A 22,719-nucleotide genomic window follows, 5' to 3' on the forward strand; every position below is an offset into this window, starting at 1 on the left:
CCTCTACCAGGGTGACCGATGGTCCGGTTCTCGAGTTCACCGAGGTGTCCCTGACCTATCCCGGTCCACTGCCTGTCGCCGCGCTACGGTCGGCGACGTTCTCGGTCCACCGAGGCGAGTACGTGACGATCGTGGGCCGATCCGGATCAGGCAAGTCGACCCTGTTGAACATCATCGGACTGCTCGACCGACCGACGACGGGCACATACCGACTCGACGGCATCGACACCGGCCTGCTCGGAGACTGGCAGATGGCGGCCCTGCGCGCGCGCCGAATCGGCTTCGTCTTCCAAGCATTCCACCTGATGCCGCACCGCACGGCCGTGGAGAACGTCAGCCTGGCGATGCTCTACACCGGCGCGAGAGGCGCCGCCCGGTTGCGCGCCGCCCACGACGCCCTGGAAAAGGTAGGACTCGGGCATCGCCGTGACGCCCTGCCGACGCAGATGTCAGGCGGCGAACGCCAGCGGGTCGCGATCGCACGGGCATTGGCGGCTCAACCATCCCTGCTGCTGTGCGACGAACCCACCGGCAACCTGGACACCGAGTCCGCCGACCTGGTGCTGCATCTCATCGACGAGCTCCGCAAGGACGGCCTCACAGTCCTCATGATCACCCACGACGAGAGCGTGGCAAGCCGTGGTGACCACACCGTGCGGATCGTGGACGGGCGACTGATCGACCCACGAGTCGTCGACCGCCCCGCCGCGGTGATCTGATGGCCCACGATGATCAGGCAATGGTGATCCGCCGCTCACGGATACGCCTGGTGGACCTGTCCACCGAAGTCACGGCCGGCATTCTGCAACGACCCGGACGTGCCGTCTTGACCGCCCTGGGCACCGTCCTGGGCATCGGCGCATTCGTGGCCGTCCTCGGCCTCACCGCCAGCGCCCAAGGCCAAATCAGCGACCGCTTCACCGCGCAGGTCGCCACCGAAGTCATGATCGAGGACACCGGAACCGCGGACGCATTCACCGAACCGGCCTTTCCACCGGACGCCGACCGCCGCGTGCGCCGGATCAACGGCGTGAGCCACGCCGGCGTATGGTGGCAGGTCGAGCACACGCCCCCCTTACCGGTGACCGGCGTATCCCTTCCCGGTGTGAGCAGCCCAAAGGGCCTGTCCGTCTATGCCACGACAGCCGGATTCCTCGAAGCAGTTCGGCCGAGGATGCTCAGCGGTCGTCTCTACGACGAGGGCCACGACTCGACTGGCGCCCGCGTCGTGGTTCTCGGTGCCGGAGCCGCGCGGCAACTCGGCGTCCGCGATCTGCAGATGAGACCGGCGGTGTTCATCGACGACATCCCCTTCACCGTGATCGGAGTCATCGAGGACGTAGCACGCCAGCCGGAACTGCTGAGCTCCGTCATGGTGCCGCGCCGCACCGTGGAGGAGTTCTGGGGCGAACCCGCGAAAGCCGGCCAAGCCAAGATGCTGGTCGAGACGCGGGCCGGAGCCGCCCAGGTCGTAGCACGACAGGTCGCAATCGCGCTACGCCCCGAAGCGGCCGACCGTTTCAAGGTCATCCCCCCGCCCGACCCCCGCCAGCTACGCGATCAGGTCGACTCCGACCTGAACACCCTGTTCCTGATCCTCGCCGGCCTCTGCCTGATCGTGGGAGCCGTCGGCATCGCCAACACCACTATGGTGGCGGTCCTGGAGCGAACCTCCGAGATCGGCATCCGCCGCGCCCTCGGCGCGCGACGCCGCCACATCGCCGCACAGTTCCTCAGCGAAAGCGGCGTGGTCGGACTGCTCGGGGGCCTCGTCGGTACCAGCCTCGGCGTCCTCACCGTGGTCCTCGTCGCCGTGGCGAAGAACTGGACCCCCGTCATGCCCATCTGGACCGCCGCTGCGGCCCCCATACTCGGAGGCATCGTCGGAGTCCTCGCGGGAGCCTACCCGGCCATCAGAGCTGCCCGAATACAACCGGTCGAGGCCCTGCGACGGTAGCGGTAGCCCCCCCCGGCAGACATCGCGATACCGCGAGGAGCTGACGGAGGCCGCCCATCAGTGGAACGACGACCCATCGGAGCATTCTGAGATGTCTGGCCGCTTGAATTCAATCTCGGACCAGCCGCGCCGGACATCTGCCGGCAGGACGGCGTGACTTACTACGAGAATCAGGAACCCTGATGTCCGCTCACCGAGCAGGCGTAGCTGTCGCCGACCGAGCCCATCGAGGCGGCGATGCCGTGGTCGGCCAGCCGGGTGGTGAAGCGGAACGCGGTATAGGTCGATCCCTGGTCGCTGTGATGGATCAACTCGCCGGCGCGCACGTCGCGGGAGAAGATGCCGTACTCCAGGGCACCCAACACGAGGTCGGTGTCGCAGCGGTCGGAGGTCTTCCAGCCGACGATGCGTCGGCAGAACACGTCGCGGACGGCGGCCAGTCAGGACACCCCTCGCCGCAGGGGATGCGGGTAGCGTCAGCGACCCCACAACCGGTTCGGCGCGGCCGCGGCGAACTGCCGGTTGACAAGGTCCGGCGCGAGCGCCGCGTGGGGATCGCGGCGGGTGGACCCGCCGCGCCCATCCGCGGCGCAGGAAGGCGCCCTGCCAGCCCTGGCCGGCCATCAGCCGCTCGACGCGTTGCGTCCGACACCGATGCCGTCGCGGCGTAGCTGCTGGTGCACCCGGTCGGCGCCGTAGGTGCCGCCCGAGGCGGTCCAGATGTCGCGGATGTTGCTCAGCAGGCCGCGGTCGACCTCGTCGCGGTCACACGGCTGCTCGGCCTGGCGGACCCAGTCGTAGTAGGTCGACTCGCTGATGCCCAGGACCCGTAGCAGGAGTGCGACCGCGTAGCGGCCATGAGGTTCGTCGACGAACCTCACGACCGACGCCGGGTCGGGTCGCGCTCCGCGGCGAAAACGCCGACGCGGCCTTGAGGACCTCGTTGATCCGGCGCAGCTCCGCGTTCTCCCGCCGCAGCCGGCGGTTCTCCTCGTTCATCTCCGTCGTCGGTCGGTCATCGCGCTGCCCGCGGTCGGCCTTGTCCTGCCGGATCCAGTTCTGCAACGCCTCGTGATGCACGCCCAACTGCTCGGCCAGCTTGCGGATCACCGGCCTGGGCTCCGACTCGCGATACAGCCGCACCGCACGGGCGCGCAGCTCATCGGGGTACTTCTTCGGTGCTGCCACAGAACGTCCTCCCCATGGCCATCAGACCATGATCAGAAGACTCCGGTGAAGCGAGGGGACCTCACCCGGCTGCCCCTGCCCATGCTGCGACTGGTGTCGACCGGCGGCGACGCGCCTCCCGCTGCGTTGGTCGGACCGTGGGCGGCCGGCGGACGGAGGTTCATCAACGGATACGGTCCCACCGAGACGACTGTCGCCGTGGTCGTGGCGGAGTGCCGGGAGGAACTGGGCAGCCGCTTGCCGATCGGGCTGCCCATCGCGAACCACCGGGCATACATCATCGACTCGGCTGGTGACCTCTTGCCGGACGGAGTTCCCGGCGAACTGGCGGTGAGCGGGCCGGGGCTGGCGCGCGGGTACCTCCACCGGCCGGCAGCGACGGCGGAACGCTTCCAGCCCGACCCGTTCGCTGGCCGCGTCGGTGAGCGGATGTATCGCACCGGTGACCTCGTCCGCTGGCGACACGACGGCCAGTTGGAATTTCTTGGCCGGTTGGACAGGCAGCTGAAGATCCGGGGGAACCGCGTGGAGCCCGCGGAGATCGAATCCGCACTGCTCGAGGCGCCGGGCGTCCGGCAAGCAGCGGTCGAGTACCTCGCCCACCAAGGCCAGCTGGTCGGATGGGTTGTCGGAGGCGAATCCGACGATGCGGAGCTGCGAGAGTTTCTGTCGCTGCGGCTGCCGCCCTACATGATCCCTGGCAAACTCAACCGGTTGCCTGGCCTGCCGATGACCGCAGCGGGCAAGGTGGACCGATGCGCATTGCGCGTCTCGCTTGGTTCAGAAGAGGAGTTCGACATGGCCGATGGCACCCACCCCGTCAACGACCCCGAGTTCGTCGTCGTCCGCAACGACGAGGACCAGTACTCCATTTGGGCAGCCGACCGTCCCCTACCCGCTGGCTGGACCGCCGTCGGCGAACCTGCGGATCGGGCAGCGTGTCTTGAGTACATCGACAAGGCCTGGACGGATCTGCGGCCCCGAAGTGTGCGCGCGCTGGACGGGGCGAGGTAGTCCTTGCCGGTTTCGGCGGGTGATGCTGGCGAGCCGGCGGCGCCCGCCGAAACCTGGCGGCACGGTGCGGAGTCACCGGAGCGGGATGCTACGCTCCAACCCCTACCGGACTACGCGGCGAAGCCGCGACGGAATAGATCCACAATAGTTTGGTCGCGGGGCGATTTCGACCCATGGCGTAGCGACGACTTGTCGGAGATCATCCAGCGGTGTCCCATGACGACGAATCAGAACGCTACCGAGTAGCCCAGACCGCCTTGCTGGCAACCGCGCCAGCGGCCGAGCCGCTGGTCGGGCAGTGGCGTCGCCGCTTCGATCCGTCTGCATCGGCCGGGGTTCCCGCCCACGTCACGGTGCTCTTCCCGTTCCTCGACATCGACCGCATCACCAGCACGGTCGTGGGTGACCTCCGGACCCTGATCGGCGCACGCGCACCCTTCACGGTCCGATTCGAGGAATGTCGCCGCTTCCCAGACGTGCTCTACCTCGCCCCCACGCCGGACCAGCCGTTCCGCGCTCTTACCGAAGAGATAGCGAAGCGATGGCCGGAGGCGCCGCCCTACGAAGGGCAGTTCACCGAAGTCATCCCGCATCTGACCGTCGCCCATGGCCAGCAGCCTCGAATTTTCGATGAGCTGGAGGCAGAACTGGCCGACCAGCTACCCGTCACAGCAACGATCTCGTCCGTCAGTCTGTTCGTCAGCGACGGCCACCGCTGGCGACACCACCTGGAGTTCCCGATGCTCGATTGCCGGACCCCGGCCTGAGCGCAGGCTACAGCAAAAGTGCCCCGGGACCGCGCGGTCCGCGGCATCGGCGGGGCGTTCGCTGAGGACGACATCCGCGGTGGCACCCCGAGTGTGCCCACAAGACCCGAGGCGCGTCCCGGGGGGTGGGGCTGCTGGCGTACGGGACGCTCTCGGCGCAAACCGCTGCCTCTGGGAGAAAGAACGCCGCTGCCGTCGCTCTGTCGGGTACCAGCATCAAGGGCAACGCCTCGTTACCGCGAGGACCTCGCCGATCCGTACGTTTGCCCATCGACCGCAGTCGGAGCCAGGGCGGGCATCGGGAGGGACGGTCGAGCCGGGGATGCGCGGAACGGGCATCACCGCCGTATCAAGCGCATAAGGCTCCGATCGGACCACGCTTTTGGACATTGTCGAGCTTGACTGCCATGCTCTCCAGCCGTGGAGGGGGCCATGAACGAGAAGCACTGGACCGTACGCGTCGATGAGGGCTACCGCGTCGGTCCCTGGCAGGTCACACAGGGCCTGGCCAGCGGCAGTTGGAGCAGCGTCTATGCGGCGGTGCACGAGGGGACGACGGGGGAGTCGACGCGTGCGGCGCTGAAGTTCCTGCCGACCGGCACACTGACGCCACGCCAGCTCTCCCATCTGGCCGCCATGACGGACCGCGAGCTCGCCGTGCACCGGCAGCTCCGCCATCCTCACGTGATCGCGGTGCTCGGCACCTATGTCGTCGACGACCGGGGACACCCCGATCTCGACGGCGCCACCGTTATCGCCATGGAGTTGGCCGAACGCTCGGCGGCTGCAGCTCTGCGCGACGCCGGCGGGGGCGGATTGCCGGAGGCGCCGCGGCTCATCGAGGAGATCTGCGCCGGCCTCGCCGGCCTGCATGAGTCCGGGTGGGTGCATGGCGACCTGAAGCCGAGCAATATCTTGTTGATGGCCGATGGTTCGGTCCGGTTGGCCGATTTCGGGCTCTCCGCCGAGTTGGACGGCACCCACGCCTATCTGCCGCCGGGCGGGTCCGCCGATCACATGCCGCCGGAACGATGGGGGGAGGGCATCACCGCAGACGGCACCGTCGTCCGCCAATCGGCGGACATCTGGGCGCTCGGCGTCACCGCGTGTCAGCTCCTCACCGGCCGCCTGCCGTTTCCCGGCGTGACGTCTCGCGCGCGCATGGCGGCGGCTTCGGCATACGCAGAGGGTCGTGTCGAGCTCACGTTGCCGGAAGCGCTTTCTCCGCAGTGGAGGCGCTTCATCGCCGACTGTCTGGCTCCCGACCATGCCGGTCGTGCGTCGCACACCGCCGCGGAATTGCGGTCGAGGGCCGCTGCCGCGGCAGGGACGGGCGCTGCGGCGGATGCCCGAGGAGGTTTCTTCGCCAGCCGGCGAGCGGTCGCCACCGCGGGGTCCATCGCGATGGCCTCCTGCGTCGCCGCACTGGCGTTATGGGCACCCTGGGGAGGAAGCGCCGACGCGGGCAAGCAAGAGGGTTATCAGCGGTACTTCCGCACCGACTCCGATATCCCGCCCCGCTATTACGATCTCATTGTCAAGGCGGGAACGAAGTGCCCGAACCAACCCGTCGTGACGCCCCATCTGGTGGCGGCCGTCCTCAAGACTGAGAGCAACTTCGACCACACCTTGAGAGATTTCCAAAAGGATGAGTACGGCATCGCCCGGTGGACGCCCAGCGTCCTGCAATACTATTTGCCGGAGGAACAGAAGAACAGAGAGCCGAAACCAGAGGAAATGTCGCCGGAGGTGTCCATTCCGCCCCTGGGTGATTTCCTTTGCAGGTTCGCGCCTGAGCTGCAAGGCGTCCCGGGCGATCCGACGCTCAATCTGGTAGCGGCCTGGCGTACCTCCGCCGACGTGGTGCGCAGGGCCAACGGGGTGCCCGACCGGCCCGCCCTGCGGGAGTACATGCCGAGGCTACGCGCCAACCTCGAGGCATATCGTCCGACGGCAACATCCTGATCGGCACACCGGCGCGGCAAGGCGTCCGCGTCAGGGGCGGGGCAGGAGGCTGAGGTGCTCCTCGCGTACCAAATCGAACTGGAGTGCCAGCGAGATCAACGCCGCACGTTGCCAGTCGGCCTTCGGTGCCGTTCCTCCTGCGCCGGAGACGGGTTTCGGCGTCTTCACCCGCAACTTGGATCGGGCAAGGTAGTCGATGTGGAAGTTCACCGCCGATCGGGTGAGGTCGGCCGCGCCTCCGATTCGGTCGATGATCTCCGGGACGCTGCGGATCACCGGGGACGAGGGGTCGCGTAACCGCGGTTCGCAGAGGGCCACCAACACCAGGAAGTACTTCGCGGTCTCGTCGAGGGGGAACGCCATGCGGGTGGCATCCGCCGTCCCGTCGAGGCGCTCGTGGTGGTCGGCGTAGAGATGCTGCGACGCGAAGACATAGAAGGAGCATGAATCCTCGAGGCCGGGTAGGACCACCTGTGAGAATTCGAACGGCACCGGCATGTCGAGGCGCCGCGGGGCAAGCTTCACGAACTCGCCACCGCCTTCAGGGTTTCTGATCACGTAAGTGTTGTGCCGGCTGAGGTTGCTGATCAGCCAGTGATCCTCGACCGCGGTGATGGTGCCTGCGAGGCGGGAGACCCCAGCGTCGGGCAGCGGCAGATCGACCGGCCGCTCGACGGTGCCCCGGCCGAACGTCGCGCTGCTACCGGGCGCGAGGTTCACGATCGTGCACGGCTCGTCGCCGCCCTGGATGACGATGCCTCGCCAGTCCACCCGGTCGCCGGCGACCGGGGCCGCCAGAAAAGACGGACCCTCGCCGGCTCCATCGCGTGTCACCCCGCCATTGTCGCAGGGCGGAGTCCGGCGTGCCGCATCCGAACGTCATCGGGCGGCATGTCTCGGAGCCGAGGCGCCCCCGTGACCCCCGACCCGAGACATGACCTGTCCGCGGTCCGGTCTTGCCTCCCACCGCCCACCGCGTCATGATGCCTGCGACGTCACCACCAATCGGCATCACCGGCCTCCAGCGCCTCCGCCTGCTCCAGGATGGCGTCCCACAGCGGCGACCAGTCCGCCTGGTCCAGCTGTAGGGCCGCTGGTAGAGCGGGAACTCGGAACCGGGTCTTGCCGCTGACCAGCTTCTCGAGGGCAGCGTTGCGCGCTGAGCCAGGCCCGGTGGCGAGGGGACGCCTCCGCTTAGGTGTGCTGGTCACGGTCGTTCTCACGACGCCTCACCCCTCGTCCCGGGCAGAGGTTCGCGGATCTGCCCCGGCGTTGAGCAGCGGACAGCGGACCGTGATGTCGCCCCGGTCGCCGTGAGCCTGGGGCCGCGCGGCGACCATGCCACGCTCGCGCGTGGCGTCGGTGCCTGGCAGAGGTACTGCTCACGGCGTGCGTGGCGCGCGCCTACCGGGCCCGGTGTAAGGCTGAACGGGCAAAGCAGATCCAAGCGCTCGCGGTCCGGGCGTACGGGCTGTCCGGTGCGCCGACGGGCTTCGTCCAAACGACGAGCTGTATGCGCTGGCCCGGACCCACGACGGCAAGGCATCACCGTCCGAATCATCAGACAAGACACGGCAATCGCACGAATGGGCCAGCTCTTCGCCCGGCGAAGATTCTCTTGTTGCCCTGTGCTCGGCAGCAAGACCGCCAATCGGTCCCACTCCTCATCAGTCAGATCACCAGCCCCACCACACCCAACGATCGATCATCATGCTGAGAGTGGACGTGCTCAGGCAGGGCGTAGGCGAACCGAGTTGATGGGGGTGAAGTCGTTCTGGATCCAGCCTGGGTTAATGGCGGGCCCACAGTTCGTGCCGTTGTAGCCGTAGCACAGATCCACGACCCATCCGTCGGTCTGGTTGTTGTGGAGGTGCCGGGCGCCATAGACGTCCGAGAGGTTGTAGACGCCTTGCCACCACACGTGGGTGCGCAGGCCTACATTCCCGTCTGCCGGGTTGCCGGCGGTGGTGTAGAGACAGGCAGCCCCGACCGGGCATGCCGTTGGTGCGGCTTGAGCCGGGGTTCCCCCTGCGGCCACGACAATCGCCACGCCAGCGCCGACGACCGCCAGTTTGCTCGTCACGTTCTTCATCAAGCGCACGTTTCTTCCTTCCCGCGTTCCAGTTCTCCTCGCCAACGGACAATTGAGCGCTTGCTATTGCTCTTTGCCCTGGGGTGAACACATGTTAGTCGGGTATCTTCTGGAATCGCGATTCGGCGACCCTGGAAGCCTATAGGTAGTGCGCCTGTGATCGACCGGTTAGGGTTTCCGCGTTGCCACTTCGCAGGCAATTGCGGCCGGGATGGGATGGGACGCCGCTCCATCCCGGGATGTCCCGTCCCGCGTCGCAGCCGTTGTGCCGTACACGGCGCCGGCCCAAGACTCGCTGGCGCCGGCTGACTCGCCGGCCGGGGTCGGGAACGGCGCCGGAGACAGGAAGGACTTCCGATGATTTCTCTGAAGCGACAGGGTGCCTCGATGCTGCGGATGGCCGCCGCCGTCGCGGCGGTCGTGGCGCCGCTCGGGCTGGCCGGCGTCACCGCGACGCCCGCACAGGCGGCTTCGGGCAGTTGCTGGGGCGGTCCGCAGGCCACCGACCACCAGGGGCGGACGTTCAACACCCGGGTCTGCCCCACCTGGACCACCGCGGATCTGCTCAACCACACGTACCAGATCGGCGAGGGGGCCGGCGCGGTCGGCCGGATGTACGCGAACAACAACTGGGTCGTCTGCCAGACGCGGGGTGGCTCGAATCCCCCGTACGGTGGCAACTCGAATCACTGGTGGCTCTACACCCAGGCGGACCAAAGCTACGGCGGGCCGACCAACGGGTGGGGCTGGCTGCCTGCCACGGCGGTCTCGTACGGTGGCAACGAGGATCCGATTCCCGGCGTGCCGACGTGCGCGACCTACCCCGGATATGACCCGATCCCTAGGTGACAGCCCTCCCGGTGCTGGCCCCGCCCAGGGCCGGCACCGTTACTCATCTCCTGCACTCGCCGGAGATCGGTCAACAGGGGAGTGGATGAGATGGGGCGAACGGTCGGCAGCTGGCGGATGAGCTGCAGGCGCTGAAGGGCCGTTCCGGCGCCAGTTACGACTCGCTCGGGCGGCGGCTGACGCCAGCGGCTCAACCCTGCACCGGTACTGCTCCGACCCCACCGACTGCCGGCCGGCGCCACCTGCTCGACGTCGGCCGCAACCGGCAGGTGTGGCTGATCGCGGGCATGGTCGTGGCCTCCGTTGCGGTGCTCTTCATAGTCGTCGGGCCGCAGTTGGTCACCGAGTCGCCGCAGAAGGCCGCTGCCGACACTCTCTCGGTCCGGGGTACGCCACACCGACCCGCTCCACGACGACCGGGTCTATACCGTCGACTTCCTATGCCCGAACGATGCGCACGCCACTGTGGTCTCGATGTCCGACTAGACCACGAAGGTCGGTGAGATGGAGACCAGATCGAGCTGGTTTCTATGCTGGATCCGGCGGCCGAGGGTCGTGGCAACAGGGTCTGGTACTACACCTGTGGGTGTCGGTGCGGTGGGGCTCCTCGGGTGTTCAGCCACTATGCGTTCACCGGGATCTCTCGGCGGCATCTGCACCTGCTGGTGGTCGAGCTTCGCCCGGCGTGGTCGGCCGCTCGTGAGGGCCGTTTGCATGCCCGTCGTGGCGCTCACCGACGGCGGGCTGCGGGCGCCGGCCGCGGTTGCGGTTCACCGACCGGCTGGTGGTGACGTTGGCGCATCTGCGTCTCGGGATGCCGCACGAAGCCCTCGCGGAGGCGTTCGGGGTGGACCGCTCGACGGTGACCCGCGCGATCGGGCAGGTCCGGCCGTTGCTGGCCGGGCGGGGATGTGCGCTCCCGGGGGTATCCGCTTGCGGAAGGTGAAGATTCTGGTCGACGCCGGCTACCAAAGGCTCGCCAAAAAGCACCCCGAACAGGTCTGTGCACCAGCTGAGGCGACACTCAGCATAACGCCTGCTGCAGGTCACATTCCGCGAACGCCATTCCTCAGGCTGTTCACAGCTGACAAAGCGAAGACTTCGGTCCATGGATACCATCGAAGTTGCCGAGCCTCCCCGATGGGCGCGGATCGCTGGAACGGTGGGATGGATGGCGCCCATCCTCGGCTTCGTGCCCCTCCATCTACCCTGGATCTTCGGCATCCCCTTCCTCGCCCACGCGGAGAGCTTCGAGGCGTGGTACCACGGCCGCAGTAACGGCACGGAAAGCCTTCCGGGCGGCATCATGGGTATACCCGCAGGAGCGTTCTACCTCGTGGTGCTGACGCTGCTCGCCATCCTCGGCGGAGTACTCTCGCTCGGCCTCATAAGGCCGTGGGGGCTGGTCTATCCACTCTGGATACCATTGCTGGGCGGGCGCCGGGTCCCGGTATGGTTCCCGCTCACACCGACAATGCTCGGCTCCGCTCTCATGGTTGGCTATACACTCACGCTTCCCGTCCAGATCCCCCGGGCCATTGCCGATGCGAGCCCCGCAGATCCGTTCACTATCACCGGAGCGCTGATCGGCCTGCCCATCTTATTGGCATGGACGGTGGCGCTCCCGGTCGCTGGCTGGTCGTACTTCCAGCGCACTCGGCGAGCATTCCTCTTATCCTCCGCTTCCGCTTGAGTCATGCCGAGGAGCCGCGACCATACGGTGCTTTCGCATCGGCGCATCTTGACGCACTAAATTCGGCACGAGCGGGCGCAGGCTGCCGGTGTCGGGGCGGGACGCTGCGCGACGGCCATCCAAGTCTGGTATGCGCGCTCGGCGGCAGATCCGGCGCATCCCGCCCGTCGAACTCCCGACTTGGTCATAATCCGTACGGGCTGGTTCAGTCCGACGCCATCGGAGGTGCTAATGCCGGTAGACGGGGACCTTCACCAGGTGATCCTCACCCTCAGCAGCGGAGAGGTCGCATGCCTCTCCGCTGTCTTGGTCGAGTCGACATCAACTCTGTCTCCGGCCGAGTTCTACATTCGGACCGGTTGTTCGGCAGTTCGATCTCATAGCCGCGGGCCGGTCGCAGGGCTTCGAACTTCCCATACTGGAAGGCGTGGAAAGCGAAGAGAACCCGCTCAGGCCACGCTAGCCACGGCATCGTATCGACGCACTGTCTCGGCACGAGTGCGCGCACGGATAGCAGACAGTGACACCTAGCGTGACGGTGTGATGCGACGCTGGCGCGCGTGCTCAGCGGCAGATCGGCACCTCGCATGAATAGCAAAGCCGACCTATTCTCCACGCGTCGGAATGCTGAGCGCTCCCGCGAAAGCGATGATCACTAGCAAGAATGCGGCGACGATAAGCGAAAGGGAAAGATTTTCCTTCCCCTCGCGTGCGAGCGCCAATGCCGCCATTCCGCACCGCACTCCGAGACCCGCGACGAGAAGCGCCAGCAGAGCCAGGACGCGATTGCCGATCTCGAAGGCCATGATGATGAGAGCGAGTCCATGGGGCGGCGCGCGCGTCGTCGAGCTGGCGCTGCCCGTCGGCCCGCTGGGGGGATGACCGCCGTCCCCGGCGCCACGCTTACCCGAAGTGTCGAAGGCGCGGGTGCGCGGCGCCGACTCGCGTGATGATGCCCGGGTGATAGGGGATCGCGAGTGCTGGTGCCGCTGATTTCGGTGGGCGTGCCTGGGCGGTTGGTAACGGTCGGCGAGGAGAAGCGGTGCGTGGTGCGGGGTACGCCGTTGTTGCGGTGCTGCTGGCCGCCGCTGTGGGCGGCTGCGGGCGAGCACTGCAAATCAATCATCATTTGCCGAGTACGGCACCGCCGCATCCCTCGGAAGCCAGGCCGCGTGGCTCGCCGGCGTGTCCGGCGCGGTCGAACGCATGGAGTCGGACGGCCAGCCCCTCATTGAGGCACTGATGTATTTCGACTCGAACCCGAAGTGGGCCACCCTCAACCCTCGGCTGGAGGGGCTTCAGGCCCTGAGCAGCGTCTACGCCAAGGCTCCCGAGGACGGTAGTGGACGACACGACTGGTAGCGCCTGGGCGAAAGAAGCCTCATGCTTTACATGAGCGATTTTTGTACAGCCCGCACCACACTTGGCGAAAAGGCCCGCTCCGCGACTGGCTACATCAGCCACCTCGCTATGATCCGTCCAGTCAACCCAGATCTCTACGACGTGCCCTTGTTGACCTTTGCACGTCCTGGTGCATAGAAGACCAGTGCTGCAGGCGCAGTCGTCGAGGCGCTAGGCGAGCCTTCCGTGTCAAGGAACGATCTTGGCGGCCTCACCAGTTCTGCCAACGCTCCTGAGCAGGCAAGGCAATCCGCCAACGTCCGTGACCGTCCATGGTTGTACGACTCGTTGTCACCCAGTGGGTCCTCCCACTTGCCAGAGGCTCGCCCTACAGGTTGTCGTCCAAATACTCCTGCACAGGGCCATAGAGCGGGTACGGGACGTAAGTGGCAACTGCAGCACGGTCACACCAGGCCACCTCGGCGATCTCTTCTCCATCCGCCGCGTGCGCCGATCCTCCAACAAAGTGGGAGGCAATGTAGACCATCGTTCGGCCACTCTCGCGGTGCACTCGTTGGCCCAGGCCACGGACCGCGCATACGGCAACTCCGGCCTCCTCTAAAGCCTCTCGGACTGCCGCCCCGTCAGCGGACTCGCCGGGCTCTACCTTTCCGGCGGGGAACTGCCACGAAAGCCGGCCTTCCTTCACCCGTCGCCGCACCAACAGGACTCGACCGTCATCGACGATGACAGCCGCGGCGACAGGCCGGCAGTCGTCGACCAAAGGCGACTTCATCCTGTCTCTCTATCAGTGGGGCGGGCGGGAAGCGAACCCGCGACCGAGGGATTCCCGGCGATCCAGTCGGACTTGGTTCCGCTCCAGGTCAGACGGGGCGAGTGGATCCGCTACGGCCGCGTTCGGTGGCGTCAGGTGCTGTGCAGCAGCGTCGAGCCGGGCCGCATGCAGAAGTCCATCTATCGGATGAACACTCGCCACGGTTGTCGCTTGTAAGGTAGTCACATGCCCAGATATCTGATGGGGACGGCCGAAGTGCGCCGGAGGCTCGGAGGCATCAGTCGTCAGCGCGTCTACCAACTCACGCAGCGACCGGACTGGCCAGCACCCTACGATGAGCTGATCCAGGGAAAAGTATGGCGACGAGATGACGTTGAGTCCTGGATCGAGCAGCATCGACCCAACTCCCACCCGGACACCGTGAACCCCAGCCGTCCCTGATCTTTGTTCGAGCTGCGGATGGGAGCCTGGCAATCGTGGACTACCCGGACTCGATCTCGAAGGAATGCCGGCCAGGGTGCTCCGCGAACAACAGGCATACGATCTCATTGCCTCGATCATCCGGCTCCGGCAGCGCGACCGGACAGATTTTGATCTCCTTGATCTCCGATGCGGTCAGCGACCAGCGGACCCCCCAATCGGTTCCGGTTCCCTGCTGCCCATGGGATCCGTGTGGACCATCGTGTCCGGCTTCAAGCTCGCAATCAACCTGGCACGTACTGGACAAGGGCATCGCCCACAAGTACATCAAGCCCCGCACCCCGCGGCCCAACGGCAAGGTCGAGCGCTCGTACCGCATCGACGCCGAGGAGTTCTACCGGATGCTCGACGGCGTGCTTCAACGACAAGCTCCGCGAGTGGGAGGAGTACTACAACTACCATCGGCCCCACGGCGGCCTCGGCGGCCAAACCCCCTACGAACGGCTTAAGCGGAATTCCAGGACCCAGGCATAAACGATCACCGTCGGTTGCACAAGATCTGCGGTGAGAACTTCTATACGTCTTTCAAGACGGCCCTCCGGGCCGCGCGCCCGACCATCCTCGCCGGCCGGTCCCGCCTTGCCGCTTCGCTCCCGGCGCGAGCCGGCAGCGGTTTTGCGGCAACCGGCGGACACGACGAAGCCCCGGATCTTCATTGACTAACGAATATCCGGGGCCCTTTTCATACGTGCCGACGATCAACCAGGTTCGGTATCGGTGCCCTCTTCTGCGACTCCGGGTGCCGCAGGTTGCTCGGCACCCGAATCGATCCGTTGCAGCTCTTCATCGAAGATCCGCGATACAAGAGTCCAGGCCGGACGCCTGCCTTCTTTGGTTCGTGGTTGACTCCACCACGCTCGTCCAGCTGCCGTCGCCAGGAGTCCTGCGGCGGCTTCGTTTCTTACGTCGCTCTCGGTGACTTCACCGACCTCCACTCCAGCCACGATGTACTGGAGTTGCAGCGTGCGCCACACGTCGCGCATGTACTCATGATCGCTGGGGTCGCGGCCAAATGCGGGTGCGCATATGTGCGGATATTCGAATGAGAGCCGAGCGATTTCCACCTGCATGGGCCGTAACGCTTGGATCTCAGCAGCACGGCTTTGCCTAGCCTGGGTGGCGAATGTTCTGGCCACTGTGAATAGCGCTGCAGCCGAGATCAACGCTGACGCGAAGCCGTAGGCTTGGCCGATGTTGCTCATCCTCGACAGGTCGGCGTCGCCCACTTGGGCTAGTCCGAGGAACGCGAGAGGTGAGAGCAGTACGGCGATAACGAATGTCATGACGAGTAAGTACATCTTGGCGTTGGTCCAGGCGGGCTTCGTCTTCTCCACTGCACTCCTCGGCCTGTCGCTTGGTAGGGGCTATCTCGTGACCGAAACCGTGTATTAATGGTGACGCACGAAGGCACGTTTCCGATCATCGCTTTAGCGGTGGCTGTTCCGATCAGCCCCTGCGTCCGGCGGGCAGGGCCTCCGGCCCTACAACCCGGAGCGGCCTTCGGCGGCCGGGGCTCGCCCGAACCCCGCGGCTGCTCTGGGATGCCCGCGCACCTGCCGCGTCCCATCGCGCACCGGAGGCAACCAGACCGCGTCCAGCTGGTCCAGGTCGTTCGTCCGGTGGGGCGCTCCACCTGGACCAGCCGGACGGGGCCCGGCCACGCCGACAGCCGGACCACCCGCGAGGTCTACACCCACGTTCTGCCGGAGAGCGAGCGGAAGGCCGCCGAACTGATGGACTCGGCGCTGCACGACGAAGCAGCGTGGCCGTGCTGAGAGCGGGTCCCGCGGTATAGGGGTCGACTCCCGATCGCGCAGGCCTGGCTGAGCGGGCCTCGGGGCGGCCTGGAGGCCGAACCCTGCTGCGACTCACGCCGAGCATCCGCAGGTCTTCGGCCAGTGTTCGGCTACCGCGAACCCTGTTTGTGGGACCACATCTCTGTCAACACCTGTCAACCTTTGCCGACTGCCGACTGCCGACTGCCGACTGCCGACTGCCGACTGCCGACTGCCGACTGCCGATAAGGCGATCCACGTGGTGCCCTTCGCGAACCCTGCGCCGGACTCTGGTCGACGCCCTGACGGGGCGGTGTTCCTTCGCGCCGATGCCCGGTCGCCGCACTGCACCGATCTTGGCAGTTACGCCTCTGTCTGATCGACGACCAACGCCGCGCCCCTCACTCATCGTGACGAGTAAAGTGAGAAAGCTCGATGGCTAGGCCGCTGATCCAGCTTATGAAGCGCAAGGAGAATAGATGTCTCCAGGATCGAACTCCGAAAGCCGACGTACGTACCGCAGTTCACAGTCGAGCGAAGACGCCTTCGGTCAACAGTCTGACCACGCGGGCGCCCAAAAGTTCAGCCCCGATGCAAGCGAGGACGCCTGGACAGCGGGGACGGAGTCGCTTCTCCGAGGCCCCTTCCTGCCAACTGGTACATCTAAGAAGCCCACCAGCCTTGCACCGGCCACAAGCGGGCCGTACGTCGGCGAGCGGCCCGCCGTCGATGAGCGGACAAGACAGTCGATCGAGCAGCTCAAGGAGCGCATCGAGGCGTTGGAGAGCAAGTCGGACGAAGGCCCGACCACCGGGTCTGCGCCGACACGCACGGAGCCGCTCGAACGGGCCATGGCAAAGCTGAGTAGGTATGACGGTCTCATTCGCCAAGCGGAAGGCCGGGAGAAGGCCGACCTTCAGCGGTGGCGGGTTAAGGCTGCGGCCGAGGTCTTGCATAGCGCCGTCACCACGGTTGACGGTCACGTCCCGGACAAGATCGCCGAACCGCTCAGGGAAGTCCAGACGGCATGCGACCGTGACTCCTCACTTCCGGGCTGGCTCGACCCGGAATCCTTTGTGGGGATGGCAGTGATCGTCGGGATGGCGGTGCTGGTGGCGACCGGGGCGGCGCCGCTGAGTGCAGCCGTTGTCGGCGAGTCGATGTTGAAGGAAACGATTAAGGCAGCGATCACGACACTGGTGGCCGGCATGCTGATGGAAACAGGCAGTCATCAGCTCAAGTCAATGCGGGAAAGGCGTCTTGCCTCAGCCGACGACCAACGTACTGGATCAAAGTCAGGGAAGGAGTCCGGGAAGTGATTTCTCCGAAGTGTCGATCTTGGGGTTTGGGTCGGCCGCGCTGGATTGCAGAGTCGCCCCCCGGTGTCCTCCCGGGCCCGTCCCGAGTGGTTTGGCGTCGGCGGCCATGCGCCGGTAGACGATGTCGGACAGGCGTCGTTTCATCGCACGCATGGCTTCCGTCGGGGTCTTGCCGGCGGCGAGTTTGCGTCGGTAGTAGCGGCGGCCTTCGGTGTCACGGCGGAGTTGGACCACGGCCACGATGTGCAGAACCCGGTTGATGCGCCGGTTCCCGGCCCCGGATAGCCGGTGCCGGTTCTGGTCGCTCGAGGGCGCGTCGATCGGTGCGGTGCCATTCCACGACGCGAAGTGCGCGCGGCTGGGGTTGATGACACCGATTTCGCCGAGCAGCCGAGCAGCACCGGACGGACCGATACCGGTGAGGTCCTGCAGGGCGCTGCGGTGGTCTCGACCAGCTCGGTGAGTTCGGCGTTCGCGATTTGCCCCCTCGGCCCAGCGCCGCGCGGGTCGCGATGGAGTGCCGGCGCTCGGCAACCACGCGTACGGGCTGCGGAAGCGCTGTGCCGGGCGGTCGCGTCAGCTGGGCGTCAGGTACTTCGCGAGGGCCGGGGCGTAGTCAGGGTTCTGCTGGAGCCACGCCTTGACGGCCTCCGCCTCCTGGCCCTCGCCGAATTTGTTGACCACGGTGTCCTCGAGGCTGCCGTACTGGGCGTCGTCCAGCTTGAAGTTCTTGATCATGTTTGCGATCTCAGGGAAGTCCTTGGAGAATCCGCTGTGAGCGAGACTGTGCAGACTCTCCGGTTGGCCGAACGCCCCCTTCGGGTCTTCGAGGGGCCGGACGGGGAAGGCCTGGTTGGCCCAGAACGGCTTCCACAGCGTCGCCACGATGGGCTGCTTCGCCGCCGTGGCCTTCTTCAGCGCGGTCAGCATCGCGTTCGTCGAGGAGAGCACCAGCTCGAAGTCGGGGTCGAGTCCGTAGGCGGGGAAGACGTCGTCCTTCGTCGCCTTCGTCAAGCCGGCGCCAGGCTCGATCCCGATGATCTTTCCGTCGAGCTCCTGGGCGTAGCTCGGCAGATCGGCGATGGATTTGATATCGGAGTACGTGGGCGCCGCGAGGAACAGCCCCGCGTCGGCGTAATACTTGCCGAGGTCCTCGATCTTCGCGCCATATTGGTCCATGTACGACTTCTGCGTGCGCTCCGACCACGCGGAGGAGAAAATGTCGATGTCCCCGTTCGCGAGCGCCGCGTACATCGGGTCGTTGTCGCTGAGCTTCGTGATCTTTACCGTATAGCCCTTGCTTTCCAGTATGTTCTCGAGCAGGTACGTCGTACTCAGCCCATCGGTCCAGCCCGGGATCATGCCCATCGTGATGGTCTTGCTGCCGCCGGAGCCACTGCTGTCGGAGCCGCTGCCCGAGCAGCCGGACACGGTCAGGACGAGCACCGCCGTGGCTGCACCGAGCCACATCGAAGGGGGCCTGCGTCGCTTCCCAGTGCTCATAGTGCTTTTCCCCTCTAGGTTCGTATGGCTACGGCGCGCTTGTCCGCCGACCTTCGCCGACCCGACTTCCCCGAGTGTCTCCTCGCCGTCGGCGGCGCGGAGGGGATTCTCTGGGTTCAGCGTGCGAGCCCGTCCCCGCGGAACGCCGCTGCGATCAGTACGGCGTCATAGACAGCCCGGTCGCCGGTGCCGGTTCCCGTGTGGGTGGAGTGTGGGTAGCGTCGAGCAAGGCGGTGAAGGCGGCCGGTTCGAGCGGTTTGGCGAAGTGGTAGCCCTGCGCCAGCCGGGAGCCCAGCAGGGTGAGTTCGTTGGCCTGGGCCGCGTCCTCGACCCCCTCGGCGATCGTGTCGATGTTGAGGGAGCGGCTGAGCCGGATCACGGCCTCGGCGACGGCAGAGCCGGTGGGCGTGCCGTCGAGCTCGGCCACGAAGCACTTGTCGAGCTTCAGGATGTCGACCGGCAGGTTTGTCAGGTAGCGCAGCGACGAATACCCGGTGCCGAAGTCGTCAAGCGCGATCCGGATGCCGTGGTCGTGCAGCTCCCGGAGCACGGGTATGGCCAGTCCCTCGTTGACGAGCGCGTTCTCGGTGATCTCGAGGATGAGGTCGCCCGCGGTGAACCCGGTGTCGGCCAGGATGGCGAGGACCCGCTCGGTCAAAGTTGGCTCGTCGAGTTGCCGCGGCGAGAGGTTGACGCTCAGCGCCAGGTTCGCAGCGGGTCCGCCCCGCTGCCGCCAGGCGGCGACCTGGGCGCAGGCGCCGCGCAGCACCCATTCGCCGAGCGGCGCGATGAGTCCGCCGGCCTCGGCCAGGGGGATGAACTCCTGCGGACCCAGCAGCCCCAGAGTCGGGTGCTGCCAGCGGACCAGGGCCTCGACGCCGAGCACGGCACCGTCGTGCAGTGCCACGATCGGCTGGTATACCAGGTGTAGCTGGTCGTCGTGGATGGCGGTGCACAGCTCCTCCGCGGTGGGTATCACGACGGTGCGGTCGGTTTCCACGCTTGGGTCGTAGCAGCGCCAGCCGTTGATCTTCTGTCGCTTGACGTGGTACATGGCGAGGTCGGCTCGGCGCAGCACTTCCTCGGCCGGGCACCCCCCATCGGACAGGGCGATGCCGATGCTGGCCCGGGCGTGCAGGCGCTGGCCACCCACGTCGATCGGTTCGGCGAGCGCGGCGATGATCCGTCGGGCGACCGCCTCGGCGTTCTCCGGGCTGCCGATCTTGCATAGGACGACGCCGAACTCGTCACCGCCCAGCCGGGCCGCCGTGTCCGCGCCGAGGGTGTTGGCCCGCAGCGCCTCGGCGAACCCCACCAGCAGGGCGTCGCCGGCGTCGTGCCCCCAGGTGTCGTTGATCTGCTTGAAACCGTTCAGGTCGATGAACATCACGGCTGACTGCCCCCCGTGCTCACGGTCGCTGGCGACCGCACGGTCGAGGTCGGCGAGGAAGGCGGTGCGGTTCGCCAGGCCGGTGAGCGCGTCGTGGGACGCCTCGTAGGCCAGTCGGTCCTGGAAGTGGCGGCGCTCGGTGATGTCGCGGTGGTTGACCACGATGCCGTCGACCGCTGGGTTGTTCAGCAGGCTCCGCGCGACCACTTCGTGCCAGCGCCAGCCGCCGTCGGCGTGCCGTACGCGCATTTCGAAGCGGTGCTCCCGCTGGTCGGTATCGGCGAGCAGCTCGGCGTACATCGCGTACGCCTGCGCCGCGTCGTCGGGGTGCAGCAACTGGTCGAAGTGCGTGTCCACGAGGTCGTCGGGACGGTAGCCCATCACTGTCTCGGTCGACGGGCTCAGATACCGGTGGCGCCCGTCGGCGTCCACCACGGCGATCACGTCGGACGACGCCTGCACAAGCGCCCCGAAACGCGAGGCCGCCCGCCGTCGTGCGGAATGGGAGCGCGCCGCCACGATCCCGATGCCCGCGGCGATCAGCAGCGCGGTGGACAACCCGATGGTCAGCTGCATCTGGGACTCTTGGTAGGCCTGCCGTCTCGTGCTGACCGCGGCCACCGCCGCGGCGCTCTCCGACTCGGCCCGGGCTTCGAGCGCGTAGGTGATCGCGAGCGTCATGGTGCCCAGGTCCTGACCGGCGACCAGCGGCAGCCCGGGCACCGCCGGCTCGCCGAGGAGATGGACGTGGACGCCGTTGTCAAACGCCTGCCACTTGCCGAACAGGTCGTCGAAGCCGGCCGATGCGTCGGTGCCGTCCACCAGCTGCCGGTACTGCCGCATCAGCTGGTCCATGTCCTCGAGTGCCCGGGCGGTGCGCAACCTTGCGCTGGCCACCTGCGCGGTGTCGGCATCCGGCACGACCAGGGTCTCCACGCCGTCGTTGATCCGGGCCTGCTGGCCACGGATCTCTCCGAGCAGGGCCAGACGCGCCACGTTACGGCTGTCGAGCTCGACCACCTCGGCGTTCGCCCAGCTCATCCGGATTAGTGTGACCCCACCCAGCCCGGCCAACAGGAGCACCACAGCGGTGATTCCGACAACACCGGTCAGCCTGTCCTTGATCCGGCCTCGTCGACGCTGCCAGCCACCCATGCGCAACACCACTCCCGGTCCGATATCCGTTCCCAGCTATTCGGCCGATGCCGGGAGTGTCTGAGGACGGCATTTCGGCGAAGAGCGGCCTGAAAGCTCACCACCTGCCGTTTGGTCACCGACGCTGGATCGTGTGCTCCCTGCGAGTCCGGGTCTTCGACAGCCAGATAGTCCGCCAATCGCGCGGCAGCGAGCAGGTAGATCTGGCGCGTCGTCGCCGGATGGCTACCCGCTCGCAACGACCGCTCCAATCTCGCAACGGCTTGGCCCGGACACGAGCTTCACTCCCGTCAGCAGCGGCACCACGCTCATCGCGCAGCTCCCGGTCATAGTCGGTCATTGCCTTGCGTGGCGAAGGGGGCTCCAGCACGGTCGCGCCGGTTCAGGCGCGGTCGGTGGCGGCGTCAGATCTCGGCTGGGTCGGCAGTGCCGTCCTCGGCTGCTGTGGGGTGTATGGCCCGGCGTGGGCGGTTGGGCGCGGCTGGCCAGTGGCGGCACAAAAGGCATGGGTGCCGGTTTCCGTGCCCCTCGGCGGCCCCGGCTTGTGCCGCAAGTCGCCGGGCCGCGAGGATGCAGGTGTCGTCGTCGGAGTTGCGGTGCGTAGGTCGGCGAGCAGATCTTCGAGGAGCTGCGGGTTTCGGGCGGCGCAGATGTGCGCGAGCGGTGTTCGATGAGCCCGTGGGTGTAGAGAACCAGGACGTCGTCGGGTCCGAGGGTGGCGGTGGCCTAGGCAGGCTGGCGCAGTGCGCCGAGAAGCGGCCCGTGAGGCCGGGACAGTTCAGTCGTGGGGCCCGCGCGGGTGTGCAGCGGGGCAGGGTGGCCGGCCTGAGCCCACGTCAGCTGGTGGGTGGTGGGGTCGTAGCGCATGATGACCGCGGTGGCGGTGCCGAGCGCGGCGTCGCTGGTGTACAGGATATCGCCAGCCCTTGTGCGACGAAGTGCGGTCACACCCTTGCGCGCGTCACCCAAAAGCGGGCCACCCGGGGGTGGACGGCAGCCGCCTACGGATGAACCCGATCAACCGTCGGTAGCCGGTTCCGGCCGTCGACCGAGGGTGTCAGCGTGTTCCCGCGGCGGCCGCTGCCGGTGGGTGGAATTGCAGCAGGTCGGGGCTTTGCGGGCGGGCGAAGTAGTAGCCCTGTAGCAGATCGACGCCGAGCGCGCGTAGGGCGTCGGCGGTGGGTTCGTCTTCGATGCCTTCGGCGACGACGGTCACGCCCAATGATTTGGCGAGGTCGGTGACGGTACGCACGATGGCGGCGTGTGGGGCGGAGCCGACCATGCGGGATACGAAGCTGCGGTCGATTTTCAGTTCGTCGATGGGTAGTTCGGGCAGCAGGGCGAGTGAGGTGTAGCCGGTGCCGAAGTCGTCGACCGATACCCGTGCGCCGAGTTCGCGCAGGTTGGCCAGGCGGGTCGCGACCTGTTCGGGATG

The 22,719-nt window shown here is 66.8% G+C and carries 24 protein-coding genes and 2 pseudogenes; 12 read left to right on the plus strand and 14 right to left on the minus strand.

From position 1 onward, the window contains the following. Positions 1-11 precede the first annotated feature (11 nt). Together AB0M36_RS35000 and AB0M36_RS35005 are read left to right on the plus strand one after the other, a co-directional pair. Positions 12-719 (plus strand): ABC transporter ATP-binding protein, encoded by a 708-nt coding sequence (locus AB0M36_RS35000; RefSeq protein ID WP_364166568.1) that lies wholly within the window; start codon positions 12-14, stop codon positions 717-719. Further along, on the plus strand, positions 719-1,957 hold the full coding sequence (locus AB0M36_RS35005) for an ABC transporter permease (protein WP_364166570.1): 1,239 nt from the start codon (positions 719-721) through the stop codon (positions 1,955-1,957). The genes AB0M36_RS35000 and AB0M36_RS35005 overlap by 1 nt, the downstream gene beginning before the upstream one ends. A 170-nt stretch (positions 1,958-2,127) precedes the next feature. On the opposite strand, the gene AB0M36_RS35010 is transcribed toward AB0M36_RS35005, so the two are convergent. The 3 genes from AB0M36_RS35010 to AB0M36_RS35020 form a co-directional block, all read right to left on the minus strand. Next, positions 2,128-2,397: a DDE-type integrase/transposase/recombinase gene (locus tag AB0M36_RS35010; protein ID WP_364166620.1), complete on the minus strand. Its 270-nt coding sequence runs from the start codon at positions 2,395-2,397 to the stop codon at positions 2,128-2,130. Positions 2,398-2,580: 183 nt separating this feature from the next. Beyond that, positions 2,581-2,838 carry an IS3 family transposase gene (locus tag AB0M36_RS35015; RefSeq protein WP_364166572.1) on the minus strand — a complete coding sequence of 86 codons (258 nt, stop codon included), beginning with the start codon at positions 2,836-2,838 and terminating at the stop codon, positions 2,581-2,583. After that, a complete protein-coding gene (locus AB0M36_RS35020) occupies positions 2,723-3,145 on the minus strand; it encodes a transposase (protein WP_364166574.1) in 423 nt (140 codons plus the stop codon). The genes AB0M36_RS35015 and AB0M36_RS35020 overlap by 116 nt, the downstream gene beginning before the upstream one ends. Positions 3,146-3,226: 81 nt before the next feature. Here AB0M36_RS35020 and AB0M36_RS35025 point away from each other — a divergent pair, with 81 nt between their 5' ends. The 3 genes from AB0M36_RS35025 to AB0M36_RS35035 all read left to right on the plus strand — a co-directional run bounded on the left by AB0M36_RS35025 (position 3,227) and on the right by AB0M36_RS35035 (position 6,891). Beyond that, the gene (locus AB0M36_RS35025; RefSeq protein WP_364166622.1) at positions 3,227-4,159 is read left to right on the plus strand and encodes an AMP-binding protein; all 933 of its coding nucleotides are present in this window, start codon (positions 3,227-3,229) and stop codon (positions 4,157-4,159) included. 209 nt (positions 4,160-4,368) lie between these two features. Next, positions 4,369-4,926, plus strand: coding sequence for a 2'-5' RNA ligase family protein (locus tag AB0M36_RS35030; RefSeq protein ID WP_364166576.1), 558 nt, complete (start codon positions 4,369-4,371; stop codon positions 4,924-4,926). Positions 4,927-5,358: 432 nt separating this feature from the next. Beyond that, a complete protein-coding gene (locus AB0M36_RS35035; protein WP_364166578.1) occupies positions 5,359-6,891 on the plus strand; it encodes a serine/threonine-protein kinase in 1,533 nt (510 codons plus the stop codon). Positions 6,892-6,921: 30 nt separating this feature from the next. Here AB0M36_RS35035 and AB0M36_RS35040 read toward each other — a convergent pair whose 3' ends face one another. The 3 genes from AB0M36_RS35040 to AB0M36_RS35050 all read right to left on the minus strand — a co-directional run bounded on the left by AB0M36_RS35040 (position 6,922) and on the right by AB0M36_RS35050 (position 8,992). Further along, positions 6,922-7,725: an FHA domain-containing protein gene (locus AB0M36_RS35040; protein WP_364166580.1), complete on the minus strand. Its 804-nt coding sequence runs from the start codon at positions 7,723-7,725 to the stop codon at positions 6,922-6,924. A gap of 161 nt (positions 7,726-7,886) precedes the next feature. Then, positions 7,887-8,114, minus strand: a complete 228-nt coding sequence (locus AB0M36_RS35045) for a hypothetical protein (RefSeq protein WP_364166582.1) — start codon at positions 8,112-8,114, stop codon at positions 7,887-7,889. A gap of 506 nt (positions 8,115-8,620) precedes the next feature. Next, positions 8,621-8,992, minus strand: a complete 372-nt coding sequence (locus AB0M36_RS35050) for a hypothetical protein (RefSeq protein ID WP_364166584.1) — start codon at positions 8,990-8,992, stop codon at positions 8,621-8,623. A 348-nt stretch (positions 8,993-9,340) separates the two neighbouring features. Between AB0M36_RS35050 and AB0M36_RS35055 the strand changes: the two genes are divergently transcribed. The 3 genes from AB0M36_RS35055 to AB0M36_RS35065 all read left to right on the plus strand — a co-directional run bounded on the left by AB0M36_RS35055 (position 9,341) and on the right by AB0M36_RS35065 (position 11,525). Next, positions 9,341-9,832: a hypothetical protein gene (locus AB0M36_RS35055; RefSeq protein WP_364166586.1), complete on the plus strand. Its 492-nt coding sequence runs from the start codon at positions 9,341-9,343 to the stop codon at positions 9,830-9,832. An 814-nt stretch (positions 9,833-10,646) separates the two neighbouring features. Then, entirely contained in the window at positions 10,647-10,778 is a 132-nt protein-coding gene (locus tag AB0M36_RS35060; protein ID WP_364166588.1) for a hypothetical protein, read from the plus strand. A gap of 162 nt (positions 10,779-10,940) precedes the next feature. Further along, complete coding sequence (locus AB0M36_RS35065) at positions 10,941-11,525, plus strand: hypothetical protein (protein ID WP_364166590.1); 585 nt, start codon at positions 10,941-10,943, stop codon at positions 11,523-11,525. Positions 11,526-12,130: 605 nt separating this feature from the next. Here the strand turns inward: AB0M36_RS35065 and AB0M36_RS35070 are convergent. Together AB0M36_RS35070 and AB0M36_RS35075 are read right to left on the minus strand one after the other, a co-directional pair. Continuing rightward, positions 12,131-12,331, minus strand: coding sequence for a hypothetical protein (locus AB0M36_RS35070; protein ID WP_364166591.1), 201 nt, complete (start codon positions 12,329-12,331; stop codon positions 12,131-12,133). A gap of 923 nt (positions 12,332-13,254) precedes the next feature. Further along, positions 13,255-13,662: an NUDIX hydrolase gene (locus tag AB0M36_RS35075; protein WP_364166593.1), complete on the minus strand. Its 408-nt coding sequence runs from the start codon at positions 13,660-13,662 to the stop codon at positions 13,255-13,257. A 722-nt stretch (positions 13,663-14,384) separates the two neighbouring features. Here AB0M36_RS35075 and AB0M36_RS35080 point away from each other — a divergent pair. Beyond that, positions 14,385-14,489, plus strand: a pseudogene (locus AB0M36_RS35080) (IS481 family transposase); the annotation flags it as partial. A gap of 43 nt (positions 14,490-14,532) precedes the next feature. Further along, positions 14,533-14,616 (plus strand): annotated as a pseudogene (locus AB0M36_RS35085) (hypothetical protein); the annotation flags it as partial. Positions 14,617-14,840: 224 nt separating this feature from the next. Here AB0M36_RS35085 and AB0M36_RS35090 read toward each other — a convergent pair. Next, positions 14,841-15,476: a DUF6082 family protein gene (locus AB0M36_RS35090; RefSeq protein ID WP_364166595.1), complete on the minus strand. Its 636-nt coding sequence runs from the start codon at positions 15,474-15,476 to the stop codon at positions 14,841-14,843. Between the two features lie 285 nt (positions 15,477-15,761). Here AB0M36_RS35090 and AB0M36_RS35095 point away from each other — a divergent pair, with 285 nt between their 5' ends. Both AB0M36_RS35095 and AB0M36_RS35100 read left to right on the plus strand, forming a co-directional pair. Continuing rightward, complete coding sequence (locus AB0M36_RS35095; protein ID WP_364166596.1) at positions 15,762-15,917, plus strand: hypothetical protein; 156 nt, start codon at positions 15,762-15,764, stop codon at positions 15,915-15,917. Positions 15,918-16,396: 479 nt separating this feature from the next. Then, the gene (locus AB0M36_RS35100; protein ID WP_364166597.1) at positions 16,397-17,236 is read left to right on the plus strand and encodes a hypothetical protein; all 840 of its coding nucleotides are present in this window, start codon (positions 16,397-16,399) and stop codon (positions 17,234-17,236) included. Here the strand turns inward: AB0M36_RS35100 and AB0M36_RS35105 are convergent. From AB0M36_RS35105 to AB0M36_RS35125, 5 genes are all read right to left on the minus strand, one after another. After that, positions 17,213-17,770 carry a transposase gene (locus tag AB0M36_RS35105; protein WP_364166599.1) on the minus strand — a complete coding sequence of 186 codons (558 nt, stop codon included), beginning with the start codon at positions 17,768-17,770 and terminating at the stop codon, positions 17,213-17,215. The two genes, AB0M36_RS35100 and AB0M36_RS35105, sit on opposite strands and share 24 nt — an antisense overlap. 42 nt (positions 17,771-17,812) lie before the next feature. Next, complete coding sequence (locus AB0M36_RS35110; RefSeq protein ID WP_364166601.1) at positions 17,813-18,706, minus strand: glycine betaine ABC transporter substrate-binding protein; 894 nt, start codon at positions 18,704-18,706, stop codon at positions 17,813-17,815. Positions 18,707-18,893: 187 nt separating this feature from the next. Then, positions 18,894-21,170, minus strand: coding sequence for an EAL domain-containing protein (locus AB0M36_RS35115; protein ID WP_364166603.1), 2,277 nt, complete (start codon positions 21,168-21,170; stop codon positions 18,894-18,896). 840 nt (positions 21,171-22,010) lie between these two features. Beyond that, positions 22,011-22,232, minus strand: a complete 222-nt coding sequence (locus tag AB0M36_RS35120) for a SpoIIE family protein phosphatase (protein ID WP_364166623.1) — start codon at positions 22,230-22,232, stop codon at positions 22,011-22,013. Positions 22,233-22,341: 109 nt separating this feature from the next. Then, positions 22,342-22,719, minus strand: a 378-nt coding sequence (locus AB0M36_RS35125; protein WP_364166605.1) for an EAL domain-containing protein, incomplete at its 5' end; no start/stop codon positions are given.

This window comes from Actinoplanes sp. NPDC051346 (assembly GCF_040682215.1).
GTDB lineage: Bacteria > Actinomycetota > Actinomycetes > Mycobacteriales > Micromonosporaceae > Actinoplanes.